Annotated in this window: 13 protein-coding genes; 8 read left to right on the top strand and 5 right to left on the bottom strand. The window is 48.2% G+C overall.

The window, feature by feature from the left end:
• Nucleotides 1–65: 65 nt before the first annotated feature.
• Both OI18_RS06185 and OI18_RS06180 read left to right on the top strand, forming a co-directional pair.
• Nucleotides 66–2,456 carry a TonB-dependent receptor gene (locus tag OI18_RS06185; RefSeq protein ID WP_240312728.1) on the top strand — a complete coding sequence of 797 codons (2,391 nt, stop codon included), beginning with the start codon at nucleotides 66–68 and terminating at the stop codon, nucleotides 2,454–2,456.
• A gap of 5 nt (nucleotides 2,457–2,461) precedes the next feature.
• Nucleotides 2,462–3,328 carry a DUF4249 domain-containing protein gene (locus OI18_RS06180; protein WP_039138078.1) on the top strand — a complete coding sequence of 289 codons (867 nt, stop codon included), beginning with the start codon at nucleotides 2,462–2,464 and terminating at the stop codon, nucleotides 3,326–3,328.
• Nucleotides 3,329–3,430: 102 nt separating this feature from the next.
• Here OI18_RS06180 and OI18_RS06175 read toward each other — a convergent pair whose 3' ends face one another.
• The 3 genes from OI18_RS06175 to OI18_RS06165 form a co-directional block, all read right to left on the bottom strand.
• Nucleotides 3,431–4,315, bottom strand: coding sequence for an SDR family oxidoreductase (locus OI18_RS06175; protein ID WP_039138077.1), 885 nt, complete (start codon nucleotides 4,313–4,315; stop codon nucleotides 3,431–3,433).
• A gap of 49 nt (nucleotides 4,316–4,364) precedes the next feature.
• A complete protein-coding gene (locus tag OI18_RS06170) occupies nucleotides 4,365–5,408 on the bottom strand; it encodes an aldo/keto reductase (RefSeq protein ID WP_039138075.1) in 1,044 nt (347 codons plus the stop codon).
• Between the two features lie 89 nt (nucleotides 5,409–5,497).
• Nucleotides 5,498–6,076 (bottom strand): TetR/AcrR family transcriptional regulator, encoded by a 579-nt coding sequence (locus OI18_RS06165; RefSeq protein WP_039138073.1) that lies wholly within the window; start codon nucleotides 6,074–6,076, stop codon nucleotides 5,498–5,500.
• Between the two features lie 471 nt (nucleotides 6,077–6,547).
• Between OI18_RS06165 and OI18_RS06160 the strand changes: the two genes are divergently transcribed.
• Complete coding sequence (locus OI18_RS06160) at nucleotides 6,548–9,163, top strand: RICIN domain-containing protein (RefSeq protein WP_039138072.1); 2,616 nt, start codon at nucleotides 6,548–6,550, stop codon at nucleotides 9,161–9,163.
• Here OI18_RS06160 and OI18_RS06155 read toward each other — a convergent pair.
• Together OI18_RS06155 and OI18_RS06150 are read right to left on the bottom strand one after the other, a co-directional pair.
• The gene (locus tag OI18_RS06155; RefSeq protein ID WP_039138070.1) at nucleotides 9,143–9,949 is read right to left on the bottom strand and encodes a hypothetical protein; all 807 of its coding nucleotides are present in this window, start codon (nucleotides 9,947–9,949) and stop codon (nucleotides 9,143–9,145) included. The genes OI18_RS06160 and OI18_RS06155 overlap by 21 nt on opposite strands.
• 19 nt (nucleotides 9,950–9,968) lie before the next feature.
• Entirely contained in the window at nucleotides 9,969–10,952 is a 984-nt protein-coding gene (locus tag OI18_RS06150; RefSeq protein WP_039138067.1) for a tellurite resistance TerB family protein, read from the bottom strand.
• Between the two features lie 491 nt (nucleotides 10,953–11,443).
• Here OI18_RS06150 and OI18_RS06140 point away from each other — a divergent pair, with 491 nt between their 5' ends.
• The 5 genes from OI18_RS06140 to OI18_RS06120 all read left to right on the top strand — a co-directional run bounded on the left by OI18_RS06140 (nucleotide 11,444) and on the right by OI18_RS06120 (nucleotide 24,681).
• Complete coding sequence (locus OI18_RS06140; protein WP_052272927.1) at nucleotides 11,444–12,421, top strand: alpha/beta hydrolase; 978 nt, start codon at nucleotides 11,444–11,446, stop codon at nucleotides 12,419–12,421.
• 33 nt (nucleotides 12,422–12,454) lie between these two features.
• Nucleotides 12,455–13,630, top strand: a complete 1,176-nt coding sequence (locus tag OI18_RS06135; RefSeq protein ID WP_039138064.1) for a lipoprotein N-acyltransferase Lnb domain-containing protein — start codon at nucleotides 12,455–12,457, stop codon at nucleotides 13,628–13,630.
• Nucleotides 13,631–13,705: 75 nt separating this feature from the next.
• Nucleotides 13,706–18,577 (top strand): hypothetical protein, encoded by a 4,872-nt coding sequence (locus OI18_RS06130; RefSeq protein ID WP_039138062.1) that lies wholly within the window; start codon nucleotides 13,706–13,708, stop codon nucleotides 18,575–18,577.
• A gap of 16 nt (nucleotides 18,578–18,593) precedes the next feature.
• Nucleotides 18,594–22,097, top strand: a complete 3,504-nt coding sequence (locus OI18_RS06125; RefSeq protein ID WP_039138060.1) for a hypothetical protein — start codon at nucleotides 18,594–18,596, stop codon at nucleotides 22,095–22,097.
• 136 nt (nucleotides 22,098–22,233) lie between these two features.
• Nucleotides 22,234–24,681, top strand: coding sequence for an ABC transporter permease (locus OI18_RS06120; protein WP_039138059.1), 2,448 nt, complete (start codon nucleotides 22,234–22,236; stop codon nucleotides 24,679–24,681).
• Nucleotides 24,682–24,756: the final 75 nt, after the last annotated feature.

The raw sequence follows: 24,756 nt of genomic DNA, 5'->3' as shown, positions 1-24,756 counted from the left end.
ATAGGAGAATCGGATAGGGGTTGAACAGAATGAAGTTGTCTATTCGCAAACCTTTATTCTGTTTTATGAGCCTTATTCACTGTCGCCTTCGATTAATGATGGGTCTGCTACTGTTCAGTTTCCTGGCTGCCATCGCCAGCACTGCCAGCGCGCAAACCACAAATTCGGTTACACTCAGCGGTTATATCCGCGACAAAGCCAATGGTGAAGCATTGATCAATGCCACCCTCCGCCTGAATCCCGGATCCTTTACCGTTCAGACAAACGCCTATGGTTTCTACTCGGTTACCCTGCCGCAGGGGAACTACACACTACAGGTTACCTATACGGGCTACGACGAATATTCCCGGGAGCTAGTCATTAACCAGTCAACCAGTCTTGATATTCCCCTCCAGGTGGCACCAGCGGCCATGGAGGAAGTGATCGTGCAGGGCGAGAAAAAACTCAAACGTACCAATACGGTCGCCCTGGGCATCCAGCAGCTCACCATGAACCAGGTGAGGAAGATCCCGGCATTCATGGGTGAACCCGACCTGGTGAAAGCATTGCTGACGCTGCCTGGAATTACCACGGTGGGCGAGGGCGCCTCCGGCTTCAATGTGCGCGGGGGAAATGTGGATGAGAACCTCATCATCATGGACGAAGCCCCGGTTTTCAATGCTTCCCACATGCTTGGCTTTTTCTCTGTCTTCAACCCCGATGCAGTGAAAAATGTTACCCTGTACAAAGGGGCTTTCCCGTCTGAATACGGTGGACGGGCATCTTCGGTACTGGACATCCGCATGAAGGATGGCAACAACCAGCACCTGGCAGTTAATGGTGGTATCGGCAATATCTTCAGCCGGCTTTCCGTCGAAGGTCCGCTGCAAAAGGATAAGTCTTCCTTTATCGTCGCCGCCCGTCGCTCCTACATCGACGTTCTGGCGAAGCCCTTCCTGAAGGCGGAAGACCGCGACAATACCCTCTATTTTTATGACCTCACGGCAAAGGCCAACTATACCATCAACGAAAACAATACCCTCTTCCTGAGCGGGTATTTTGGCCGCGATGTGTTTGGCGTGGGTGACGAGGCCCGATTCAAATGGGGCAATGCGACCGGTACACTGCGCTGGAATCACCTCTTCTCGCCTAAACTTTTCCTCAACACCAGCGTCTACTATTCGAAATACGATTACAGCCTGGCCTTTAAGTCAGACGATGCAAACGCAGGCGAAAGCTACGACTGGACTTCAAACATCCAAACCCTGGGCGTGAAGCCTACCCTCACCTGGTATGTGAATAACAAACACCAGCTGAAAGGCGGGGTGAACTACCTGCACTACAATTTTTTTCCCGGCCAGGGCATAGCGGAAAGCGATGGCGTGAAGAATGATATTACCCTTTCCCGCCGCTATGGCTCCGAGGCTGCCGTGTTTATTGAAGATAACTGGAAGATCAACCCGAAATGGAACCTGCAGGCCGGCCTGCGGCTTAACCGTTATGCCTACCTGGGAAACACCACTGTGTATTATTACCGCGATACCACGGCCAATGTTCGCAAGCCACTTGACCACACGGAAGAAGTTGAAAGCGGCAAGGCTGTGAGCACCTGGAGTTTCCTGGAGCCGCGGCTTTCTGTGCGCTATGAATTGAAAAAGAACACCTACCTGAAAGCAGGGGTAAGCCGCAGTACGCAATACCTGCACTTACTGAGCAATACGGCATCGCCCACTCCGGTGGATCTTTATTTCCCCAGCACCAACAATATCAATCCTTCTATAACCGACCAGGTTTCAGCAGGAATTGTAACGGTTCCGCAATCCATTCCGCTGGAATTCTCCGCCGAAGTTTTTTATAAGAAGATGGACGATGTGCTCGATTATATTGATAATGCCAGTCTTGACCTGAACCCGCTGGTAGAAGGGGACCTGATGATGGGGAAGGGGAAATCGTATGGCCTGGAACTGGAAGTAAAAAAAGAATCCGGTCGACTGACGGGCTGGGTGAACTATACCCTGTCGAGGTCATTGCGGAAAACGGAGGGCATCAGTAAGAACGACTGGTACCTCAGCCGTTTCGATCGCACCCACGTGGTAAATGTGAGCACCAGCTATACGCTTAACAAGCGGTGGGACCTTGCAGCCAGTTTCAATTTCGGCTCTGGTGTTCCCACGACTTATCCCGACCAGCGCTTCGATTTCCAGGATTTGCCGGTGCCTTATAACGGAACAGGCAAACGGAATGAATATCGCCTGCCGGCCTATCATCGTCTCGATGTATCCGCAACCCTGAAGGGTAAGAACACTAAGAAACTGAAATCGGAATGGGTATTCGGGATATACAACTTGTATGGGCGCCAGAACGCCTATACGATCTATTTCCGCGCCAACGAGGACAATCCGCAACAGAAAGAAGCGGTGCGCCTTTCCATCCTGGGTTCAATCATTCCCTCCATTACCTGGAACTTTAAATTTTGACCGACATGAAGAATTCATTCATCGCAATAGTGTCTTTGTTTTTTCTTGTTGCCCTCAGCTCCTGTGAGAAGGTGGTTGATCTCGACGCGCCGAAAGGAGAACCACTGCCCTACGTGGATGCCTGGATCAATGATCGTCCGGGTACGCAAACCATCCGCCTGTTGAAGTCCGTCCCTTACCTCGACAACCAGGCGCCAACGCCTGTGCCCGATGCACAGGTAAGTGTAACCGATCTCAACACCGGGCAGACCTTCGATTTTAATTATTCCAACGGGTCGTATATACATCAGCCTTCGGATGACCAGCCGGTCGGCACGGTTGGACATAGTTATCGTCTCCGGATCGAGTGGCAGGGCGATGTATTTGAAGCCACCGATCACCTGAACCGGGTTACTACTGTCGACTCCATTGCCATGGAATTCCGCGAAAAAGATGGCGAGGAAAAAGAAGGCTATTATGCCGAGCTGTTTGCCCGTGACATTGTCGGCGCAACCGATTACAGCTGGATCCGCACCTACCGCAATGGTGTCATCAATACCCATGTGTCGGAGATGCTGGCCATCGACGGCTCATTCGAGGAGGACATTGCAGATGGCTTCCTGTTTATTCCACCGCTTCGTGAAGGGATCACTTCTTCAGAGAAGCCCTACCAGCAGGGTGATGAAGTGAAAGTGCTGATCCGTTCACTCAGCAAGGAAACCCATGGCTTCATGGAGCTCGCTCTGGAACAGATCAACATTGGTGGGTTATTCGCCAAGGTGCTTGTAAATGTGCCGGGTAACCTGCAGAACCAAAATGCATCTTCCGCCAAAAAGATCTATGGTTGGTTTGCAACTGTAGCTGAGGCGGAGATGAGCAGGAAGGTGGAGTAGTCGGCCAGTGATGATTTGCAGGCATTTTATATAGCGGATGAGTTGCTATGATAAAATTCAAGGGGGGAAATACCCCCTTGAATGTATTTTTAGTGACGAGGTTTATGTAGTGTGGAACGTGGAATAAAACAGGCCTGGCAAAAACTCCTCTAATCCTGTCGGCTTCCTACCCAGCAATTGTTCCAGCATATTATCAGTTTCTGCAAATTCTCCTTCCTGTGCAGCAATGCCCCAGTTAGCCAGGAATTCCGCTACGAAAGGGGGAAGATTATGTTTCGAAACCTGGTGGTTTATGTATTCTTCCTTGCTGATATTCCTATAGGAAATGGACCTTCCTGAGATATTAGAGATGATTGCACTGATGTCTGTGAATGACCAGGATTCGCTGTTGGACAATGTATACTTTTTATTTTCATGCCCGTCCTGTAATAGTAAAGTAGCAATGCCTTCTCCCAGGTCGCTTCGCGTTACGAAGGCGAACCTTCCATTTCCGGCGGTGAAAATAATGTTGTTGTCTTCAAATGTTTCACCGGTAAAAAGGGGAATCGAGTCTGCGTAAATGCTATTTTCTACAATTGTGTAGTTCATCCCGGATTCAATGAGTAATTTCTCTACCTCGTCACTGACGTCAGTAATAAATGGTATAATGTACTTACGGTCTTTCCGATTCTGGATGCCGGTAAAAATAATATGCTTTACTCCTGCCTCCTTTGCGGCAAGGATTGCATTACTTTCCCTCTTTAACCTGAGATCTGATAATGCCGGTGCTGAAACAAGTACAAGTTTTTCGATGCCCTTAAAGGCCGCTACCAGGCTGTCAAAATCGTCATAGTCCCCGGTGCGTACATCTATTCCTTTTTCAATCAACTCTGCCGCCTTTGACCGGTCCCTTACTAAACCCGCAATTTGGAGTGATGACGATTTTTTAATTAATGCATTAATGGTTGCAGCTCCCAGCCCACCATTGGCTCCTGTAACTAAGATCATGAGATTACAATTTGTGTGGTGATAAATTAATTTCTGTTTGAAACGCGTTTCATAGTGCAGGAAAGAGGGAGGACCCGGCTCCGAAAATAGCTTCCCGGTTTTCAGCAATTATTTCATGTGGTGATCCCAAAGTTATTGCACTGACTTCGTTGAGGCGTTGCATCTGGTCCACGCTTAGTTTAACATCCAGGGATTTGAGGTTATCCGCTAACTGTAATTCGGTACGGGGGCCAAGTATGGTTACCGTGGACAGCCCGGACTGATCATGTTTCTGTCGCACCCATGCAAGTGCGATCTCCAATACCTTTACTCCCTGCTCTTTGGCAATTGCTTCCAACGTGTCCACAATGTTGGTTTCCCGCAAGCTGCTTTCTGCTTTCACAAGGGTGCCGCCCCAGGCTTGTTGCCTGGAAATATTTTCCTGTGCAGCGGCACGGTATTTACCTGTGAGTGTTCCGCCGGCCAACGGTGACCAAAAGGCAACCCCCAATCCAAATCCTTCCGCCATCGGCAGCAACTCCCTGTCTGCGGACCGGTCAATCAGGTTATATTCGATCTGGATACCAATTAAAGGCGACCATCCTTTAAGATCCGACATCGTTGCAGCACTGGCGATCTGCCAGGCAGGGAAATTGGAAAATCCCGAATAAAGGATCTTGCCTTCCCTTGTCAGATCTTCCAATGTTTTCATTACCTCTTCAATTGGCGTCTGTCCGTCAGAGATATGTGCCCAGTAAATGTCGAGGTAGTCTGTGTTCAGGCGTTTCAGGCTGCCTTCGATTGAATTCCTGATATTTTTCCTGCTGTTTCCTGTGGTCAATGGCGTACTTCCCCCGGTTGTAAATTTCGACGACAATACAAGCTCCTGCCTTTTTCCTTTTATAAACTTTCCAATCAGTTCCTCTGATTCGCCTTTCTGGTATCCATCCGCTGTATCTATGAAATTTCCGCCGGCTTCAATATAGCCGTTGAATATTTTCAGTGCAGTGGACTCATCGGCACCATGGCCCCACCGGGTCCCAAAATTCCCCGTGCCCAACGCCAGTTCAGAAACCCTTAATCCCGATCTGGTCCCAAAAATTTTGTAGTTCATAATGCTAGGTTTATTTATTAGTTGTTGTTAAGCGTTCTTTGATACCCATCTGCTATATTGTACTGTTTAGTACAAAAATGTTTAAAAAATTATCCCAGTACCTGCAGGTTAATTTTCAGTATTTCACGGAGTTCTTTTCTTGAATACATTCGTCTCGACAGGCTCAATCCATTCCATAGGTTCAGGAGATGCCTGCTGATTAGGGCAGCATCAATATTTTTAACCGTGCCGAGTGCCTGGGCACGTTTGATTCCCACACTAAAGGCATCCTGAAGATCATGTAGTAATTTTGAAGTAAGCTCCATCGTAGCCTCATCCCTGCCTGCCATTTCTGCCAGGCTGTTTGCGATAAAACAACCTTTGAGCTTTTCATCATCATCTGCGTCAGCGAGGTCAAAAAAGAATTTTTTCAGGTCTGCAATAGGGTCATTGCTTTGGGAAAGATTTTTCTTTAATCCTGAAACTAAATTCGATGCATGTTTAATCAGAGCCTTTTCAAATAGTTCTTTTTTCCCGCCTTTAAAAGACAAATAGAAACTGCCTTTGCCGATTCCCATTGCCTGGAGAAGATCCTCTGTTGATGCGGCTTCATAGCCCAATCGCCAGAACACTTCGCCTGCTTTGGCAATGATCTCATTTTCATCAAATATTTTCGGTCTGCCAGGCATTTCAAATGAATTACAACACAAAGATAGGAGTATTGTACCAAATAGTACAAAATAGGATACGGCTTTTGCCTAATATTAACATCTTCCGGGTGTGTTCGGATCAGCAGCTCTGGTGGGCATAGAAGTCACCGAAAAATGAAAGAACTTGAAGCAGGAGCAACGGTTCAATCCGGAATTTGTTCTTGGCAGCTAAAAATGACGGACTAATAAATAGCAACAGGAGGAGCTGTGTGCAACGGGATAGCTTAAATAGATATAGTTAGGGATAAAAATACTAAAGCTACCCAAATATTGACAACAGGGTTTTTGTGAGGTCACAGAAATGAGTAGCCTCTTCAACCGATTCAACCGTCCATACAAATTAATTTCGCAAGGAGCAAAGTCCCCACGGGAAAAACACCCCCAATTCCTGTGAATTACACCCTTGCATAGCCGCATTTCGTAGGATAGTTTGGGCAAAACTTCCTGGCCATGCAAAAATCACTGCTGCTCCTGCTTTCGGTTTCTCTTTTCCACCTGGCAATTGCCCAGCCTGGAAACACTGGTAGTAACACACTCGATGCGAACCCGTCCGGCGAACGCAGCATTTCTCTTGAGCCGGTGCTGAAACTATTTCCCGACCATGTGAAAGGCGATCGCGATTTCAAGGGCAATGGTCCTAACGTAACTGCTACCGTGCGCATCCGAATCAGCAATGACCAGAAACATATTCTCGGTGAATTCAATTGCAGTTTTGCGGAAACCGTAGGCGACTGGACAACAGCTGTGGGCAACTGGACCTTCTCCCTCTACGAAGCGCCTCCCGGGAAGAAGATCATGAAGATCAACTCGGCTACTTTTTCACAGGCTGCGTATGTGGACAATGACCATTCCATCGATAATATAGGCGTGTCAGGCGGCGACCTTGTTCGCAGCTTCGAAATGAATGGCGATACCGGTGGCGACGACGTGGGCAACAATACCGACGACGACACGTACATGAGCGTTCATTTTAATCCCGTCAAATTTGTGTTGACAGATATGCCCGTAGTTCCGGCAGAATTTCCCCATCACGGCTACCAGGTGGGAAATAAGCAATCAGGAATGGTGCTCGATGTGCAGGGTAGCATTGCCACGGAAAAGAATCCCGTCTGGCAGTACCAGTCCAACCTGTCTGCTGCACAACGATTCACACTTGAACCCGCTCAGGGTGGCTACCTGCTCCGGTCAAACATTTCTGACCTGTACTTTACCGTGAGAAAACCGGAGCCCGGCGTTTCCTTAAGCGCCAATGCCGGAGCTGGCCAGCCATATATTTTCTTCCAGGATAAACGTTACCGGGCGCCCCGGCCCATAGACGGCACTACCGCAATAACGGTATCACTCAGGAACCAGGTGTGGAAGCTGCTTCCTGCCGGTGAAGATGCCACCTGGTTCCTCGAACCTGTGGCCTTTCCCGGTTGGGTGCTGACCTCACCTGGTTCAACATCCGGCCCACTAACGCTTACCAGCAAGGGAAACCTGGATGTACAGAAATGGGTGATCAGGCGACCAAAGATCAGTTCTGAAGAAGCAGGATATGGACTTGCCCCGCTGTGGATTGATGCACCGGGCGTTAGTTCTTCCTTTGCGGTTTTCCTGGCGGGCAAGTTGAAAGGCGGCGATATTTCGGGTGCGAGGGTCAGTGGCGATAATCTCGATGTGAATATCCTTGCCCCTGCCCATCGTTCCGTGGGCGAAATGATAGCCTATGATAAACCGATCCGGTCATACGAGATCCTGGAAGGGATAGTGGGAGAGGATGAATGCCAGGTGGCCGTTGTTGATTTTCCTACCTGTCATTATACACATGATATGACGTTCAGGGTGAAGCCGAATAAACGGTATGAATCACTGCTGGCTACATCGGCTGCCAAACCCGACCACCAGAAGAATATTGAAGTGGAATGGGAAACGGGGCTGGGACAGGAAGAATATGAATACAATCCCGCGAAGCCATTCAATACAAAGGGTAACAGCTTCGGGTTCTTCTCCGAAGGTCATACCCGCAAGGACATTATCTGGAACTGGCCCTCACCCGGTGACAGTGTATTTATTGAAGGCATGTGGATCTGGGAGCGGGGTCACGGTGATCCGCACACGGAGATCCACCCGCCGCATTTCGTCGCAACCAAGCGACACCTGCCTGTATCCTTTAGTTTTTATGGAAATGAGATCAAGGTGAATAATAAGCCATTGGACCAGTTCTATGGACAAAGGGTTGACGTTTTTGCCTCGGCTGACGGCAGCACCCAATGGAATACAAAAGGCCTTATGCCATTCGCGCAGGTGGTGGAGATGGACCGGAAAGATTATGTATTCCATGTGAGCGCCATGTTTGCCAAACCTCATGCCAACGCGGCATTGAAATGGCGGATCATCAGGCAGCCGGGCAATTCCTATTCGCGCGATCCGCAGATCGAATTGCTTCCTGATGGTAAAACTGCGAGGGTGACCTATCCCTGGAAATCTATCGGCTTGCCCAATACGGAGAAGATTGCACAGTCGATTATTTTCTACTGGGACCATGCTGAAACAAAAGGGATTGTTGCCGCACAGAAGCCACTGCATTTTGAAGTGCGCCTGAACAGCATTGAGATCATCGACAATGAAGATGTGGGCTCAAGCGGCGACTGTGTCTTTTATGCCAACATCGGCAACAACTGGGTCATGCTGAATGAATTCACTACTGACAACGCCAATGTGCTGAACTATGGACTTGGGGATGCAGAGGACAATACGAACATCACCAGCAGTCTGCCAGCAATGGGCGTATATGTGATGAAGGGAGATCATTTCCGCATCCATGCCCGTGGCTGGGAGAATGATCACATGAATACGCAAATGGGCAGGATCCTGAACGAGTACAGCCGATCGGCCCGGGAAATCAAGAACTTCCTCGAGGAGATCTTTAGTACCGGTGGAATTACCCGGGGCCTCATCGAAGATGAAGACATGTCCGAAGCAAAAGTCATCGTTGATCAGAACAGCACCTATAAATTCAAAGCACCCCTGGTTTCAAAAGACGGCGAATACAAGTTGTATTATTCACTTAGCAAAACAAATTAGGATAGCGATGATCACTATAAGTAGCACTACCTGAGAAAGACATCCTCCAGTGCTGACGTTAGTTTTACGTTTTGCTCCGTAGGATTTCGCCTGGCTGGGTTTTGAGGGGTTTTTTTGAGGCCGCTTGAGATTGAATTTGTCATTCAAAAACCTCTTCATCGTTTCAAACGCATGTGCCCTGCTGTCAAAAAACTGTTGTTGGAAAGTGCTATTGAATAAAACCCTGAATCGGTCATCGTCAGAATAGGATATTGCCTTTTTAAATGATGCTATAAACTTTAAATCAATACTTACCTCTTTTGAAAAAGTTTCAAACAATTTATAGTCCTGAAAGTTTTCAGGCGATACGATGGTTATTTCCTTTAGTGAACAATACAGGCTATATAGGAAGAATGCTATTATTTCTTCAGCCGGCGTACAATCTACAATCGTGGTAGCCAGGTGTTTTTCACTTATATATTCTGAACATTCTATTTCGAGACTTTCTGCATACCTGATAAGTGAGATATCAGCTCCCCTGTCTTTTTCAACGGCGCGGGTAATCATGTCAGACAATGCCGCCCTTGGTATATCAGGGGGGAAATTGATGCCTAAGTCTGTGGCATAATCAATTTGCCTTTCTGACGGAAGATCGTGGCTTGACTCCAAAATTTCTATGGGATCGACGAGACCTACCTCGAAGGCGCTGTCCCTGGCGTCTTCATCTGTAAATGCACGGATAGTTTTTTTGTTGGAGTTACCTGTCGCAGGGTTAGTACCGCGGATAACGTAATTCTTTAAAATCATTGCCTGGCGTATACTTCGGTTATGCTACTTTCCTGATTTCGTACTCGACCTGGAAGATCTTTTTAATGGTATGCAGGCCTGCGAGTTCTATGGCATCTGCTCTCCTGTCAGCCAGGATGATCTCATTTATGCAGGCCAGGAAACGCTTTTTCTGATCCTCACTTCTCTGCTCATGGATCAGGTGAATATTATTTTTGAACTCCTGCGCATGGCAGCTTAATTTTTTGAGATCTGTTATCAATTGTTTTTTATCGAACTTTTTGATCGTTAACTCCGATAAATAGTCCGCCAACACTTCCAGTTCCTCCTTTTTTAAATCACCGTCAGACTTCGCTATATAAATAGCTGCAAGAATTTCGCTCTTGTGGGTGCCAAGTAGTTCCTGCAAGGGACTGTAATGTTTTTTATGGTAGCGGTCCCGGAAATAACCTGCTTTATCTGCGAGTATTTCACCCGTTTCCAGCTCTACAACTTCCTGGATCCTGGAAAGAAGGAAAGTGCGTGTGTCCCGCCGCTCATAACAGTAGCTCTCCAGGTAGAAATCGCCATAGCCGGCTGGTTTTATATCACAAACATTAATCCGGCGCCGGCTTACATTAAAAGACGCATCCAGGTAGGTAATAAAAAAGCAGTTGTATAATGGCAGTCCATCTAGCGACGGAAGTTTCTCTTCCACCGGGGCATCCTCATTAGGAACTGATACAGTATTGCCGGCAGGTACTGATGGACTTGAGTCATTAAAATACTTGCGTAGCTCCGCAAACTTTTCTTTGTGATTCTTTTTTGGCGGAAATAATGTCTTAATAAAATTGCCTGCAGCTTCGCTCTTTAATAGAAAATAGCCTAAGGTTGCTGGTATTATCGATAATATTATTACCATCATTGCAAATTCTGAAAACGAAATAGAGTTGTCGTCGGCGTATATGGAAATAAAGGCGAGGAAAGCAACGACTCCCCATAAACATAACGCTAAACCAATAGCGATTGCAAGGAATTTTTTCATTAGGGTTAGGGCTATTTAAAGCGGGAAGATAAATGACTGGAGTTTACGGAACAAATTGAATCAACAACACCCTCACTTTTTTCAAAATATCTTGATATAGCAGCATTTTATTTATCCTGCAAAAATTAAAGTGTTGCAAATTAATCAGCTGGGAACCCGGCATGACCTTGGTTTTAACGATAACATCACCAAAAACCAAATCAAAATGACTTACTCATCAATTGCGATTCACGGGGATCTGCCTCGCAGGAACCCAGGCCCGGCGGATCTTAGCTGGCTGGGTCTTATCTACGAGATATTCCCCGGCATTGTTGACAGATCAGCAGGAAGTAAATGGCTTTGCCTACGGCAATTCTGGCAGCTGGTATCACTTTTAAAGCTGGACATACCCGGTCTATGCACAGGCATTGATCAGTACGTTAACGCGTTTTCTCCTAATAGTTCCCCGATTATGCTGATTCTGGTTTAGTGCTTACTCAGAACTTTATCAAATGAGACGTATTCTCAAATATTCCGTTATTGGTTTCCTCGTGTTGCTGCTGGTATTGTTGGTAGTCATTGGAACCTCGCTGTTTCGAACCAAAGCCCCGGTCACTGTGGGAACAATTGAATACGGCATCCGGTACAAAAACAACCTGGAGCTGGACCTGTATTTTCCAACGAGAAAAGTGTTTGAAGCTTCTCCTGTGCTTTTTTATATCCATGGCGGGGCATGGGTCGGAGGCACTAAAGCGGCTATCAACTTTAACCGGATCCATGGTGCGATAAATACATTGCGGGAAAGAGGGTATACCATCATTGCGCCCAATTATTCTGTCGCAGGGAATAATAAAACGGTATTCCCGGAGTGTATCCTGGATGTGTATGAAGCAATTGAATGGACAAAGAAAAATGCAGCTGTACGTGGACTGGACACCACTAATCTCGGGCTGTTGGGTGAGTCTGCCGGCGCGCATATTGCCATGATGATCGCATTCCCGGATACGATCCTGCAACCTGCGAAATACCGGAAGACGGAATTCAATTACGTTATTGATGTGTATGGTCCGAATGACCTGACAGATCTCTATCATGGACGCGCTGCAGAAAGAATAGACGCGTCAATTGGAAAGGTTTTGGGAATTATAGGTAGTGATTTCAGTATTAAGAAATATGTGATTGGGTTTGATCCGCTGAAAGACAGCGTAAGGGTAGGTGAATTGCTGAGCAGGTTCTCGCCAATTAATTTCGTGGGACAAAAGAAAATTCCTGTCCTGATCCTGCATGGCAACAAGGACCAGATTGTGCCGGTGCAACAATCAGTGATCCTCAAACGAAAATTGGATGCACTGGCTATTTCCAATGAAATGCACCTGCTGGATAATGTAGACCATAACTTTAAAAATGCGAGCCGCCTGCAACAGGACTCCATCCAGTTGTGGATTTCAGAATTTGTATTGAGACGTTACCGGAAAAAGCTGCTGGTGTGAATTTAATCCTTTGAAATTGCCTATTTTACCGCCATGGCGGGAATATTCAGGATAGCGCTGTTTCTGGTTTTGGGATTTTGTTCAGCAGCTGCATTCGGTAGAACGGGCGGGCAATACAGGATCAGCATTTTAACCTGTGGCGTTGGTGATGATCTTTACGCTGTGTTCGGGCACACCGCAATCAGGGTTACTGACAGCGTAAATAAGAAGGATGTCGTCTATAATTTCGGCACCTTCGATTTTGAGTCGCGGAATTTTGTGACTGAATTTCTATCTGGCAAGCTATTGTATTTTCTCTCCCTTGAAGATTTCAACAGTTTTATTGCTACTTATCAGGAAGAAAACCGGGATGTCATTGAACAGGAACTGATGTTGACTCCCGAGGAGGAAGATGTAATTGTCCGGAAACTTGAGTTAGCGAATACCGACAGGAGCAGGTATTACAGGTACGAGTTTTTCAAAAACAACTGTACAACTAAAGTACTGGATTTGATCTGGGACTATCTTGGAAGTTCCGGTAAGCAGGATTCGCTTTCCAATGAACTTACCACCAGGAAACTATTACACGCACATTTGATCTCAAACGATAGAAAGTGGCTGGACCTCGGCATCAATCTCATCCTTGGGAGTGAAATTGATAAACCGCTCTCCCGCAGAAGCTCGCTGTTTTTGCCAGCACTACTACAGTCAGAACTGGGAAAACAATCTTCAGTAGTGAAAGAGACTGTTTTATTTAAACGGGATGCACAATCAACATTTCCATTAACCCCGGGATCATTATTTTCAGGGTTGCTTTTTGTTTCATTGGTATTGACTTTCATTCCCTTTGAAAAGTGGCAGAAAGTGCAAAGAGTGATTTCTGTTTCCCTGATGCTTACGGCTGGAATTATTGGTGTAGTGATAGTTTGGTTTTGGTTAGGTATCGGCAGGGATATTTACAAATGGAACTATAACCTGGTATGGGCTTTCCCTTCTAATTTTTTGTTAGCGTACGCAGTCCTGAGAAACAGGGGAGAATTCAAATGGTTATTTAAAGCGCACTTAGTAGCCGGATTGCTGTTCCTGATTGCAACACCATGGTTGCCCCAGGCCATAAGCTTGCCAGTTATACTCTTAATGATCCTGCTTTTAGTAACTTATTATCAAGCCCATGGCAAAGCGATTCCATCCAGGCCTGGCACTCCCCCGCATCTCGATTCTTTTTCTTAAATTCAGTATAATCCTTCGCTACCCTCTCTTTAAGGTTCTACAGGTTTATTTATCGCATTTCTAAATCGTTGCACTATGGACAAACGCAAACTTGTCAACAGTCTTGCATCGTTAACGGCAAACCTGTCGCCATACGATCACCGCGATACAAATGCACTTAAGACACTCCGCTCCGCTCTCGCTTCCTGGCTGGTTAAAGAGGATCCCGACACCACATTTACTGAACAGGCCGAAGTGCAAAGCGTAGTCGAACCAACGGTTCCGGCAGCACTGGAAAAAGAACTTGCAGGACTCATAGATTCAAACCTGCTGGCGGAACATGCCCCGGGAACGGGTACACGCGTCGTCCGACGCAGCCTGCTTTCCGCACAGGTACTGGGCGACAACCACAAACCGGAATGGTTGCAGGGTCGCGCACCGGCCTATACCCTGGGACCCTTTATCGATGACACGGGAATGCCCAGTTGGTTCGATTTCTTCGCACCAAAACTGCTGCAGTTCGCTGCATTCAAAAGCGATGTGCTGCCTTTCCTGAAATTCGAGTATACCGACTTCCTTCCAGCCGGCGCCATCCATAATATTAACCTGGGACCTGGCTCTGTTTGGATCAGGGCTTCCTATCTTACGAGCCTGGCACCGGCCAACGCTTACGTAGGACTGAAAATATCTTCGGGCCAGTTTTCATTCGACAGTAACATAACCATCACGGATAATAATCTCGTGCTGGAGGATACTGCCAGCTGCGAATTGAGCCTTGAACTCGCCCCGGCCGCACCAATTGCCAACGCGCCTATAGAAGCGGGTAAGGACGCCGCAGCGGCAAAAGCAAACCTGCCGGCAAGCCTGGTCATCCGCTTTTCTTTCAACAACGGCTCCTTTACACAGGTGGGCAATTCAAGTCTTGATCTTTATGATAACAATTACCAGTTTACCTGGCTGCCGGTAGCACCGCTTTACCTCATCAAATTGCAACGCATTGCTTTTCCCTTACAAAGTGCATCGACACAATTGAATATTAACCAGGTCAGGTCAACGCTTTTCCGCACGAAGGGCAGGGCGGCAGTTGACCTGTCGGCCTGGTCGCTGCCGCTAACTTTTGAAGACCACAACAAACTTGGTGAAGCAGCAGGCAACGGCGCTTTCCTGCTGCATGCAGCCGGTGACCTCGCAGCTGATTTCATGAAGCCCGGGGGCGACAGCATCCAGCTCGGCGAAACCTTCTGGATCGCTGAGCCCGCGAAAATTGCTTTGTACGCTTTCGAAGCAAAAGCAGCCAATGTCTTCCAGCGTTACAACCTCTGGTGGGAAGATGGTGCCCCCAAACGTTCGGGGGTGGTGGTGCAGTTGCAAAAGTCTGCCAGCCTCATATATACCTGTTCGGCATTGGATGAAACGGAATCAATCCTTACAACGGTGAACCTTGCGGGAAGTTTTGACAAGCCTGTCACATCCGACGGCAAACGACTGAAAGCGAATTATACCGATGCGCGCTATTACCTGCTCCAGTACAAACAGGATACTTACATTGCCTGTTATGCGAACCAGCAGCTGAAGAAACTGCTGCAGCAACAGCTGTTCGATGAACTGGCCCCGCTTTCTTTTGCGCTCTCCAATGCATTTGCGAAGGTTACGCCCTGTGATGCTTTTACGCTGACCGGCCATGTTACCGATGGCGATTCGGTTGACAAAGGAGCATGTCGTTTCCAGTCCGGCCTGTATAGCCTGCTTCCTATTTTCCCGGATCCATACGTGTCAAACCTTGAGATCATTCCCGGCCGGCAGGAACATTTATACGCCCATGATTACTTGCAGACAAGCCTGCTGGCTTCGGTCAACTGGACCGACATCGCTGACCCGCAATTGCAGTTCCAGCTGCTGCCACAGGGAAATAAATTATTCAACAAAACAGACTCCAACCGGCAGGGGATCTATGAACGGCTAAAAAACAAGAGTTCTCAACACAGCATCTCCTACGTGATGCAGGTGCCGGATGAAAATGGCAAGGTGACGGAACAGGAGATCAGTGCGGGCAAACTTATTGATGAAGACGCGAGTCGGGAAGAGTGGATGAAAAGGACATTTTCCCATTCATCTGGTGGGGCTCAGTTCCCTTCTTTTTTCCTGCTGGATGTATCAGGGAATATTGATCAGTTCGGGGTTGGTGTAGGACCCGAAAGTAAACTGGAATTTGAAGGCATTGAACTTGTCGCGGGCGCCAACAACCTGCATGTCTTCACCCTGCCGCCGGTGCAATGGGAAGCAATATCGACTGTCCAGAACCCTGATGTTCTACCCAGTCCATTCCCCTCCCCAGCCTCTTCGCTCGATACCGGTGACCCTGCCCTGTTGTCGCAGGTGCCCTCATTCAAACTGTTGCCCGTGACCGCGCAGGCAGCCATCGCGAACATCCTTGCTGATTTCAACGACGTGAATGCTGCGAATGTGCCTGCCATGGCCGCGTGGGTGAACCTTCCCTTTGGAATGAAATCAGTGCTTCAGCTGCAGCAGCACAAAGCTGCGATCCATAATAACCAGCCGCATTTCAAACAGCCTGCATTGGCTGGTGCCACACAAGTGAGCCTGGTGGCACTGACCACGGCAGCGGCGAATAACGAATCTCTTGGGTTCGATGGCGTGACCATCCAGACGAGGAACCTTGTGGACGAAAGCAGGAATGCACTTGGACTGAGTGTATTGGGCTTCGTGGTCGATACCGTATTCAATAACGAATTTGGTCCATCGAGCCCCGATAAGCGCGTACCGCTTTGCAGGATCGACATCTCCGGTTATGGTGCATCCGCTTTCAGCAACTGGCTGAACTCCGATGCGCAGATCGCTGCGACCAGCCAGGCAAGGTTTGACGTAATGATTGGTCGCACAGCCCATGAAGTGGTGCAGATCAAAAGCATCCTCTATTGCTGTGGCGCCAGCGTGGTAAGGACCATCACTATCCAGCGGAAAGCAAACAGCACAGTCACCCGTCACGACAGCGGCTGGGTGGCGGAAGGACCCGGATTATTTGATTTCTCCTATAAGCTTAAGGGCGTTGCAGTAGCGAATCCATATCTTTTCCATCTTGGGCCTGTTAAAGCTTTCTACCAGATCACGAATATCAGGGACACGTTGCGGGTGGTGCAGGTGCCTCCACTTGAAGCAGGCGACGAAACTGCAAGCCTGCAGGAAGTGATCTTCGATGCCAACATCCAGGTTGAAAATGTTGCCCGCGGCAAAGTGAATGGTTATGTACCCAGCAAAGGACAAAAAGGATTTGTGCAGCTTGCGCCAAGGGGAAAGCCATTATCAGCAAGCCAGCTGTCGTACCTGCTCACGAAGGAGGGTTCCATTGGCGGGCCAGTCGATTGTGTGATCAATATCGCAGGCTCACAACAAGAGCTGCGGGTGACAAGGGTTGACACGAATAAGATGTATGGATCAACCGTATTTGCGAATGCGGCCCGCGGTACGTTTGTGTTGCCGAACGATGGGGCCTGGACAACCGTAGCGCAAAAAGACAACCAGATTTCCGGCCTTGGCAGCAACAGTGGCGTGCCGCTGATGAGCATGAATGCTTCCAATATTTACGAATTGCGGGAACCATCAGACGATCCGAAAAATTCGATCGGGCTGGTACATGGCAGCAGTTCGCACCGTACACTTTTCCTGCGGCCGGTGATCCAGGTGGGAACGGATTTTATTTCCACGCAACAGCCATTGTTTGCAGACTTCTATGCATTGGCGGGCACACAGAATATTTTTCCCGACCTCAATAAAACCTTTCCCGTCGGGGCAGGAAACGGCAGCCTGAAAATTCACGGTCCAGGTCAGCTGCAGTTGACTTCTCCCGGCGAAGTGAATGTGAGTACCACGCCGCGTATGCTGCGCACTGATGCCAACCTGACCAGTTATGTGGAGTATTTCGATAAAGGCAAAACTTCGGAGATCAGCATTGTTATCGATCCCAATAGTGCAAAGAAATGGGAGACGGGAATGAAAGCCTACAAGCTCGTGTATGATGTGCAGGGGCAGAAGCGCGTAAAGTTGTTTCACATGAACTTCTATGCTTCCGGTACCGATGCCCCAAAGATCGACAAAACGGTATCTGAGTATGGTGGATTCTTAGGCTCCATCCAGGACATGCTCCAGTTCTTTGGCAAAACGGACCTGGGTGAAGCGGAGACTGAATTTTCCAACTACAACTTCCTCAATAGTGCTGAACGGAAATGGAAGACAGGACTTAGTGTGTCCATTACTTTCTATACCTATAAGATGTTCCCCTTCCATTACGGCAAAGTGCAGGTAGGCCCGATGAAAGGAGTGGAGTTTCCGAAGAAGTGGGATGAATTCCAGAAAAGTGATGGCAGTAAACTACCGGCCTGGGAAGAGCTGGCAGGTGGACCGCTTCCTGAACTGGCATGGTTCAAAGGGAAGATAGGCTTCATGATCTTTGAAAAAACGGAACACGGGGCAAGTAAGGGCGGCTTCAATCTCAAGATCGCAGCAGATATGGGCGTAATGGCCACCTCATTCCTCGAAGTTGCTGCATGTTATGCGATCGGTGTGGTGGAATGCAGTATCGACTTCGTTGATGACAAAGCGAAAGCCATTTCCTTTAAGGTAGCCATGGGCTTCCAGGGAAAGATCAAGATCTCCGAACTGGTTGAAGCAGAAGGGTCACGCACCATCGGCACGGAATACGATTCGGATAAGAAGGTCTTCTACGCCGTCATCTCGCAGGAGTTGCGTTTTACCGTGGCAACCCTCGGTGGCGCCGCAACAGTGGAAGGAAAAGCACCGCTGCGGATCGCCGACATGCTCGATGACCCATTGAAAACGACCAAGGAAACCCTGGCCCAGTTCGACCTTACCGTTACAGTAGAACTAACGGCCGCGTATGTACTCAATTTTGAACAATCCTACACCTGGCAGGAACTGATCAGGATTATGTAAACTTAAAAATCTGGTTATGCTTTCAGGCACCAAGGCAAGTATCCTTTGCTTCCCACAGAAGTTCACCGGGAATTCTATTTCCCTTCATATACTCTTCGTTCCAAGGGAGGATCCGCTGATTCCCTTTACCACTGAGTTGATCCCCGGAACGCCGGTTGCGGCTTTTGCAAAGGCCAAACTGAAATTCGCGGCAAAGCTGATCCCTTCACTCGAACTGTTGCCTTCACCATCGACGGTTGTGGATTCGGTTGACCTGCTGACTGATTTTCCCGATGACCCCGAGCCGGTTTTCCAGGCACTGAAGGACAATTTCAATATCACCATCGCCGCCAATGAGCTGAAGCCCTTACCGAAGAACAGCACGTTTATCAGGAAGTACCTGCCTAAGAGTTATCGCAACGCATTTGATTTTACGCATCCGCGTTCACCACGGTTCGGGGTGGTTGATGATGAATACCTCTGTGCCATGAAGAAGGAGAGTCCCCCCGGCACGAAGGATTTCAATAACGATGACCTCAGCTGGGGGAAAGTGTATGCCATGCTGCTGCGGCAACCGGAATTGTGCAAGCGCCTCGGCATGCTGTACAAAACCACGGTTCCCCTGCCGCAGGCAGACTATTTTAAAAACGGTGGTTGGATCTATCTCGATCTCGCTACCGGCAGCGATTATTTTGGGAACGCCGCTGCTGATAAAGTGCTGATCAAAAAGTATGCGGCGCGACTGCCAAAACTTTCGGTGGAGCGCACCCTGTTTGCACCAATCCAGTTTTTTGTGACTGATGATGTGCAGGCAGGAAATTTTGATGTGCTGTTTAAGGAGGCTGCGGATTTCGATGACGGGTTCACCAACATTGTGCATTGCATGCAGCCGCAGAAGTCGAACCCCGTACTGGAGGCAGACCAGGACGGCTTGCCGCCCGTATCAGATTTCGGCATCAGGATCGGTTGGGAAGACGAGCAGCTGCTCGAATGGCTTAACCGCTTACTGCGAAGGCCCGATCATTCCGGTGCTTCTGCTGAACCGATCGTTGATGCGCCGGTCGGCGTGCTGAATTACCGTATTGATGTGAAGGATGCGGATGATCCCGCTGCCAAATGGCATTCATTGAACAAAGTGGCAGGTGAATTGAGCATTGCTGGTGTGGACCTCGGCCAGTTCAGTGGCGAATTCGGAGTGGAGGTTGCACCCACGCAACTGGATGGATACAAGGAAGGGATTTTCTGGTTGCCCGCCTATTTTTCGCAGTGGGACGGCACTTCTGTTGTTTTGAAAGAAGATCGGGCAATGAAGTTATACGGCATGGGCTCGGCAACACCACGCCCCGTGAATCCTGTTGGGCTCGACCAGGTGGAATTACTTTACGGAAAGACCTACAGGTTTCGGGTGAGGATGGCTGATATGACCGGTGGCGGCCCGACAGAAAAAGACAACCCGCTGCATTCGATCCCATCGCAGCATGCTGCATGCAGGTTCAGGCGATACCTTCCACCAGCTGGGGTGAAAGTGCACCCGTTACAGAATACTTACAAGATCTACCGGCCGCTGCTGGGTTATCCTGCTTTGCTGTTTACCGGGTTGGATAATGCGCTTGACCTGCTTGAAGCGGATCTTCCGGTCGCGAAGAAGGACAAACGCGAGCCCGGGTATCCGGATCCTGATGTGGTGACATTGCGGATCGAAGTTGCGGTGAAAGGGTTGGGCGCACAGACCTTCTACCCGCTTTATACGACGACGCGGGATTTTCCTTCAGTGCTCACGGAGCCAATCAACCTCGGGCTTTCATTTGTAGATGCGCGGGTGATCAAGTTTAATGATCCGGCCACCTTGGGTGATCTGCCTGCTACCCCGGCGACCGGTAACCTCATTCTGCCGACAGCCCGTGATATCCGGATAACGGTGACGCCTGTGTGCAAGGAAGATCCGCTTGCGGAATATTTCGGCAGCGAGGAAGCGCGGTATGGAAGACCAACTGAACTCTTTACACGTGCCGATAGCAATGACGAGTCGGGTCTCTTTACAATGGATGCGGGCAACCCCGGAAAGCATTTGAAGGGTATTATGCTGCAACCGGATGAAAAAATGATGTCGAGGCTTGCAGCTGCGATTGACCTCGAAACAAATGGATTAACCTTGTTTGGAAAACCCGGGCAGCGGGTAGTGTTTGGTTGTTGCAGGGAAGTGAATCACCTGTTATCGCCCGAAAACGGCAGTATCAGTTTCTCATCGCAGGCAGACCTGGTCAAACAATGGATCGTTGTCGTGAGCCTGGAACTGAATCGCGACTGGTCGTGGAATGCCCTTCACGACAAAAGCTTCACAATAAAGCGGAATGGTGTGGAGACCGGCACTATCGATTTGTTGAGAACAGCCAGCAGTGTTGCCTTACAGGAAGCTGATAGGGGTAAGACTACATTGGTCTTCATAGATGCGGTAGACCCCAAACCGAAGAATGATGATTTCCCAAGGCCGCTGAGGCTGAAGTATGAGATAGAACCAAACCTGCTGCATAACCCGGTAATTGCACCGCCAGAAAAGCCCGAACTGGAGATCCATTTGCCTGTTGCAGTAATACCGGCACAGTTGCCTAAGGTACTGTCTGCAGGTATTGCCTTATCCCATTATACGCGTGACCATGACGGTTACGCCTGGAGCCGGACAAGACAGAAAATGCTCTGGCTTGAATTCGAGGAACCGGTGCGCGACCCGGTTGACAATTACTTTGTGTATGTAAAAGCTTATGCGCCCGATCCCCTGCTGGTGAATTCGGGTGTGGATGTGGGTGAGATAGGGGAGACGAGCGCCTATATAGACCCCGAGTTGATCAGGGTGATCACTCCCGGTCATTCCGATGATCGCGCGGGACTGAATGCCATGCAGCAGATGATCCCCTGTGCGCACCCCGACAGGGAGAATCCAAGGCATTTCCTGTTACCACTACCGACGGGCATGACAGGAGACGCGCCCGAGTTATTTGGGTTCTTCACTTATGAAATTTGCGTGGGACATAAAGACACCTGGTCAACTGCACAGGGGAGGTTCGGCAGGACAATAAGATTAAGTGGTGTGCAGCATCCTGCCCCTTCGCTTGTTTGTTCCGTGTCGCGGAATGACCAGGGTGTTTCAGTAACCGCCCCGTATGCGCGGGCTGTGCTGGAAGGAAAAGAACTGACCACAGGATTTGCGACCGAAGCCTGGGCATTACTGTACGCGCAGGTGAAAACAGTAGATAATAAGGATCATCGCAATATTTTATTAAGTCGGAAGCGGATGGGAATCGGTCACAATGACTTCATGTACCTGCAGCATGTGGGTATTGCGGACTGGATCAATAATGAGATCATTGATAGTCTCGGTCAATACGGGATCGATAAGAACGCCCCGCTCAGTTGTATGGTGATCGAACTGCTGCCCAATACGGAACCTGACTCCGATCCACTCGGTGGTGATCTCGGATATACGCGGATCTACCGCACCTCGCAGTTGGAGCCGGTGCCGGAAGTGTGTTGTGTCAACTGTTGACACACTGTAGCGGATTGAGTCACCCTGTTGTAACAAAAGCGGACAGTTTAGGCCGGTTTGCCCATATAATGAGTTGAAAATCAGTAATCTAATAAGTGGCATGTTTTTGCATGCTGAGTAGGCAAGAGACTCTCCTATGTTTATTAATTACTTCAAAACTGCTGTCCGTAACTTATGGAAGCATAAGACTTTTTCCTTCATCAATATAATCGGTTTAACCATCGGCCTAACCAGCTTCCTGCTGATTGCATTGTTCGTTTTTGATGAGCATACATTTGACCGGTTCCATAAGAATAGTGATAGCATATACCGCGTAGTAGAAAGCAAAACATCTGCGGAGGGAAAAACTACAAAGCGGTCCGGCACCGGCTTCCAGGTTTCCGCAAGGGCAACGGCCGATATGCCAGAAATAAAGGATGTTGCACGGATCTCTGTTTACGGACGTACCAATGTGGCATCGGCTGAGAATAAGGAGAATGTTTTCTATGAAGATTTTACAGCAGGCAGTAACGGTTTTATGAGTGTCTTTAGTTTCCCTTTGTTATACGGCGACAGGAACAAAGCCTTAACCGAACCCAATTCGGTGATCATTACCGAGGAATCAGCGAAAAAGTATTTTGGCACTTCAAACGCAGTGGGAAAGGTCCTGTTGTTCTGGGATAATGTTCCCTATAAGGTAACGGCAGTATTAAAAGACTTTCCTCCAAACTCAAGCATTTCCATTAATGTGCTCGTGTCAGAAGCTTCCCTGCAGACAAATGATGAAGCGAGGAAGTTTCTTGAGACTGACTGGTCATCCGGTGCTTTTGCTACCTTCTTCCAGTTGAAGGATAAAACTGATATCACGGCATTAAATAACAAGCTGGATAACCTTATTACTGCAAATCATAAAGCTGATGCAGGTACTAAAAGCCACGTTGAATTGCAGGCATTGAAAGACATCCATTTTTATTCTGGTGATATTGAAGGTGATTCCGGCAAAAAGGGGAATCTCTCTTATATCTATGTGTTTCTTGTGGTAGCCTGTTTTATCATTTTTATTGCCTGCATCAACTACATGAACCTTTCAACGGCGAGGTTTACGAACAGGGGAAAGGAAATCGCCATCCGCAAAGTTTCAGGTGCATCAAGGGTAGAGCTTTTAAAACATTTTCTTGCAGAGGCATTGCTGGTAACCATTCTTTCCGTTGTTCTTTCGCTTGTGCTGGTAAATGCTTTATTGCCGGCCTTTAATTCATTTACGGAAAAGGAACTCAGCATTAGCGCAAATACCGATTACCGGATCTGGACGGGGATTTTCCTGGTCACAGCGATTGTTACATTCCTGGCGGGACTTTATCCTGCTTTATTCCAGTCGGGACTTAATCCCTTGTCGTTGTTAAAAGGAAAGATCCAGGTGGGACGGGGGAATATTTCATTGCGCCGGTCGCTGGTTGTATTCCAGTTTATGATTTCCATTGTTTTGATTGCCGCGACAATTATTATTTACGAGCAGATGCGGTATGTAAATAATAAGGACATGGGTTTTGATAAAGATAAACTGGTGGTCATCGATATCAATAGTGGCGATGTACGGCTGGGTGCTGAAACAATAAAGAATGAATTTGCAAAACTTGCACAGGTAAGGTCTGTTGCTGTGACATCGCGGGTGCCAGGCGAATGGAAGACTATTCCTTCTGTAAAGGTTAATAATAACAACAGTAATCCAAATGAGGGGAAGGATATGTATTTCTTTGGCGTGGATGAGCAGTTTCTTTCAACCTATAATATCAGGTTATTGAATGGCAGGAACTTTCACGCATCGGGCAATGCAGATTCAGCTGCCGTATTAATTAATGAAAGTGCTGCAAGGGAACTTGGTATAACCGAAGCCCTGGGGCAGGCGATAACAATCCCATCCGTCAGGTTTGGCGGTGACAATCGTTCCATGCTGGATAAGCCATTCACTGCAACTGTTGCAGGCATAGTGAAAGATTTTAATTTCCAGTCACTGCATGAGCCGCTTGCGCCGATGGTGCTGGGCTTCCGGAAAAATCCTGTTCACGTGATCGACTATTTCACCGTGAAGCTTGCGGGCGGCGATATTGAAGCCACGATCAAAAAAATGGATGAGATCCTGCACAGTGTAGACCAGCGTCACCTTTTCGAATATCATTTCCTCGATAAGCAGTGGGACCTGCTGTACCGTGAAGATAAAATCAGGCAGATCATATTTCTTGTGGTGGCACTCCTCGCCATTTTCATTGCGGCATTAGGATTATTGGGACTGACCATTTATGCTGCGGAGCAACGGGTAAAAGAGATCGGCGTCCGCAAAGTATTGGGCGCAAGTGTTACCGGCATCGTGGTTATGCTTTCGAAAGATTTTTTAAAGCTGGTACTTGTCGCAGCCGTTATAGCGATTCCACTTGCCTGGTTCTTCATGCATAAATGGCTCGAAGATTTTGCTTACCGGGTAGACATTAAATGGTGGGTTTTTGTTTTGTCTGCGCTGGCGGCAGTTTTCATTGCCATGTCAACAATCTGTTTGCAGGTAGTAAAAGCGGCCATCGCCAACCCGGTGAAAAGCCTGAGGACAGAATGACAGCTTCAGCAGGGTAATATCAACGCAATCGATTGTGTACCGCCTTTTTTTTTGGCCTTGAAGAGTTTACTTTAG

It is taken from the genome of Flavihumibacter solisilvae, from assembly GCF_000814475.1.
Taxonomy (GTDB): domain Bacteria; phylum Bacteroidota; class Bacteroidia; order Chitinophagales; family Chitinophagaceae; genus Flavihumibacter; species Flavihumibacter solisilvae.
This window is presented reverse-complemented; position numbering and strand designations above follow the sequence as displayed.

Bases quoted from the DNA above. Each gene is read 5' to 3' on its own strand.
- OI18_RS06170 (WP_039138075.1), bottom strand. From the start codon at position 5,408: ATGAACTACAAAATTTTTGGGACCAGATCGGGATTAAGGGTTTCTGAA.
- OI18_RS06160 (WP_039138072.1), top strand. From the start codon at position 6,548: ATGCAAAAATCACTGCTGCTCCTGCTTTCGGTTTCTCTTTTCCACCTG.
- OI18_RS06125 (WP_039138060.1), top strand. From the start codon at position 18,594: ATGCTTTCAGGCACCAAGGCAAGTATCCTTTGCTTCCCACAGAAGTTC.
- OI18_RS06180 (WP_039138078.1), top strand. From the start codon at position 2,462: ATGAAGAATTCATTCATCGCAATAGTGTCTTTGTTTTTTCTTGTTGCC.
- OI18_RS06140 (WP_052272927.1), top strand. From the start codon at position 11,444: ATGAGACGTATTCTCAAATATTCCGTTATTGGTTTCCTCGTGTTGCTG.
- OI18_RS06150 (WP_039138067.1), bottom strand. From the start codon at position 10,952: ATGAAAAAATTCCTTGCAATCGCTATTGGTTTAGCGTTATGTTTATGG.
- OI18_RS06120 (WP_039138059.1), top strand. From the start codon at position 22,234: ATGTTTATTAATTACTTCAAAACTGCTGTCCGTAACTTATGGAAGCAT.
- OI18_RS06155 (WP_039138070.1), bottom strand. From the start codon at position 9,949: ATGATTTTAAAGAATTACGTTATCCGCGGTACTAACCCTGCGACAGGT.
- OI18_RS06135 (WP_039138064.1), top strand. From the start codon at position 12,455: ATGGCGGGAATATTCAGGATAGCGCTGTTTCTGGTTTTGGGATTTTGT.
- OI18_RS06165 (WP_039138073.1), bottom strand. From the start codon at position 6,076: ATGCCTGGCAGACCGAAAATATTTGATGAAAATGAGATCATTGCCAAA.
- OI18_RS06185 (WP_240312728.1), top strand. From the start codon at position 66: ATGAGCCTTATTCACTGTCGCCTTCGATTAATGATGGGTCTGCTACTG.
- OI18_RS06130 (WP_039138062.1), top strand. From the start codon at position 13,706: ATGGACAAACGCAAACTTGTCAACAGTCTTGCATCGTTAACGGCAAAC.
- OI18_RS06175 (WP_039138077.1), bottom strand. From the start codon at position 4,315: ATGATCTTAGTTACAGGAGCCAATGGTGGGCTGGGAGCTGCAACCATT.